The sequence below is a fragment of the bacterium genome (assembly GCA_030654305.1).
GTDB lineage: Bacteria > Krumholzibacteriota > Krumholzibacteriia > LZORAL124-64-63 > LZORAL124-64-63 > PNOJ01.
The window spans coordinates 1-2,966 of record JAURXS010000511.1; the positions used below are offsets into that span (position 1 = coordinate 1).

Sequence of the window (2,966 nt, forward strand, 5' to 3'; positions counted from 1 at the left end):
TCGGCCACCTCCTTGCCGAGATCCCCGATCGTCACGTCGACGGCCTCCAACCGGCCCTCGACGCCGAAGAAGCACTCGGCCCGGCCCACGTACCGGCCCTCGAAGGAGGAGGCCAGGAACGCGGACTGGTCCACGACGCGCTCGGTCCGGTAGGGCTGCTGCGTGTGCCCCACGATGCAGACGTCGATGCCGGCGACCTGCTTCAGGAGCTCCTCCGACTTCGCGTCGCCGAGGTGCGCCAGCAGGACGACGGTCTCGGCGCCGGCCGCGCGCATCCGCGGCAGCAGGTCGCGCAGGACGGTCGCCGGGTCGTCGACGAGGAAGGTCTCCTCCTGCGCGGACATCGTCATGATGGTGTGGGCGGGATCCATGACCGAGCAGATGCCGAATTTCACGCCGCCGCGCTCGACCAGCAGGTATTCCGGCAGGATCAGCTTCCCGTCGGCGGCCCCGCGGACGTTGGCGCTGGTGAAGGGCAGCGCGTAGGTCTGGACCATCTCGCGCAGGAACGCCAGGCCGTAGTTGAGGTCGTACTCGCCCAGGCCGATGGCGTCGTAGCCGAACTCCCGGGTCAGCTCGCAGAGGAACCGCGTCTGCTCGCGCTCCATGCGGGAGCGCACGCCGAAGAGGTCGCCGGCGTCGAGCATCAGCACGGGCTGGCCGAGGTTCCAGGTCTCGTCGATGAAGGTGGCCCGCCGGGCCACGCCGCCGCGCGGATTGCCGTGTCAGCCACAGGGCTCGAACTTGCCGTGGACGTCGCCGATGTAGACGATGTTCACGGGCCGCCAGTCCGGGGCCGACTGCTGGCTCAGCGCGACGGGCACGGACGACAGCAGCAGCAGGGCGACGACCGTCGTCGCCGCGGCGCGCAGTCCCGCTCGGGGTTCGATGTGCATCTCGGCTCTTTTCGTGCCGTGGTACAGAAAACCGCGGCAGCTCGTCGCCACCGCTCCGCCGGATCGGGGGTGAACACCCGGCCTCCCGGCCGGTTCCCCAATCATCGCAACATGATACCAGGACCGCCCCGGGCAGGCAAGCGCCCCCTCCGGCGGCGGGGTCTAGAAGATGCCCCCGGTCATCTGGCTGTAGCCGCCTACCAGGTCCGATTTGCCCCGGGTCACCTTGATGTCCGGGATGGCCTTCAGCGAGATGATGAAGCCGAACTGGGAATCCACGGCGTTCACGGTGCGCGAGAAGCGCATCTCCCAGCAGTGGAGGTCCCGCACCAGGTTCCAGGACTGGTTCGTGAGGGTACCGGTCTCGAGGTCGTAGGTGCCGCGCCAGGCCAGATCCCAGTTGCGGGTCACCGTCAGGTTCGCGTTGAGCCCGAGCCGGGCGTCCATGCGATCGGTCAGGTGGTAGCGGCTGTAGGACAGGCTGCTGTTGACGCGCCAGGGCAGGAAGCGCCCGCCCTCGGTCGGGTCGCGCCCCTCGTCGCCGCCCTCCCCGGCGCCGAGCTGCCCGAAGCCGGGGAAGTCCCCGTCGTCGGGCGGCGGCCCGTCCCCGGGCTCCCACTCCTCGTCGACGAGTTCGACCGCGGCGCTGTCGGCGGCGGCCCCGAGCCGGTCGATGGCCCGGCTCTTGACGGCGGCGACGGCGGCGACGCGGCCGCCGGTGTCCACGCGGCCGGAGAAGCCGTACCCATAAGTGAAACGCGTGCTCGTGACGCGGCGGGTGGCGGTGTCGAAGGTCTGGTTCACGGTGATCTTGAGCGCGGCGGCCTCGCCGGGTTTCACCGTCAGGGAGCTGTTGACGACGCCCCAGCGGTGCCCCGGCGCGGCGGCGGGCGAGTACCCCCCGCTCAGCCCCCAGTCCAGGACGCCGTCGAGCTTGCGGTCGGGCGCGATCGAATCGCCGGCGGCGGCGCCGCGCAGCTTCACGTCGAAACGGTTGCCCAGGCTGAGGCTGAAGGACTCGCTGCGGCCCTGGTGGCCGGGGATCGCCGGCACGAGCTGGTGGCCGATCCCGAGGCGCAGCGTGTGGCGGACGGCGCTCAGGCCGCCGAAGCGGGGGCGCAAGACGCCGTAGAGGGTTGTGTTCAGGCTGCTGTTGATCGACAGGCTGCTCGAGGTCTCCTCGCTGCGCTCGCGCACCTCGCGCGCCACGTAGTTCGAATCCGCTTCGTCGAAGGTGTAGAGCGTGCCGTCGGTCGTGGTGCGGTTCCACCGGTGCGAGGCGCTCACGCCCGTGCTGGCGGTGAAGAAGAGCAGCCGCTGCTGCTTGAAGTCGAGGGAGGCGCTGCCGCTGGCCGCGTGGACCACGTTGTCCGTCGTCTCGTTGGTCCGCGTCTGGCTGTTGAAGCTCCAGGAGTTGCGCAAGTAGGTGCTGCGCAGGACGTCGCCCAGCAGGCTGCCCCGCTGCCCGGTCCGCAGCTGGGGCAGCAGCGACGTGCTCTTGAAGTTCAGCGACAGGCTCGGGAACGCCTGGGACGCGACCAGGTTGTTGGTGCCGAGATCGCCGTCCTCCTTGTTCACGTACTCGTCGCGCTTGAAGTTCAGCGAGGCGCTGACGAACGACCAGTTGCGGCTGATGCGGGCGGTGGAGGTCTGCTGCCCGCTGATCTGGTCGACGGCCCCCACGTCGTTCAGCAGGTCCTCGCGGCTGATCGTGCGGCTGGACATGTTCAGGCTCGTCTGGAACTGGTAGGCGTCGAACAGCGTGTCCTGCCGGTGGTTCCACTGGAACTGCCACTCGCGGGTGCGCGGCCCGTCGCCCAGGCTCAGCCGCCGCGAGAAGCTGGCGTCGCCGCCGAAGGCGTACCGCTTCAGGTAGCGGTTGCTCAGCTGCCAGGTGAACTCGCGGCGCTCGTTGTAGTCGCCGCGGAACGTGAAGTCGGTGTAGTCGCTGGCCGCCCAGTAGTAGCCCCAGTCGCGGATGTAGCGGCCGGTGCGCTGCGACCAGCCGAAGTTGAAGCTCGGGAACAGGATGCCCGAGCGGCGGCCGGACTCGAGCGACTTGAAGTAGAA

Annotated in this window: 3 protein-coding genes; all 3 read right to left on the reverse strand. The window is 69.6% G+C overall.

Going from position 1 to position 2,966, the window contains the following annotated elements:
• The coding region (locus Q7W29_14495; protein MDO9173031.1) for a hypothetical protein at positions 1-704 on the reverse strand (704 nt) is incomplete at its 3' end.
• 21 nt (positions 705-725) lie between these two features.
• The gene (locus tag Q7W29_14500) at positions 726-896 is read right to left on the reverse strand and encodes a hypothetical protein (protein ID MDO9173032.1); all 171 of its coding nucleotides are present in this window, start codon (positions 894-896) and stop codon (positions 726-728) included.
• A gap of 162 nt (positions 897-1,058) precedes the next feature.
• A partial coding sequence (locus tag Q7W29_14505; protein MDO9173033.1) for a putative LPS assembly protein LptD occupies positions 1,059-2,966 on the reverse strand: 1,908 nt, incomplete at its 5' end.

Bases quoted from the DNA above. Each gene is read 5' to 3' on its own strand.
- Q7W29_14500 (MDO9173032.1), bottom strand. From the start codon at position 896: ATGCACATCGAACCCCGAGCGGGACTGCGCGCCGCGGCGACGACGGTC.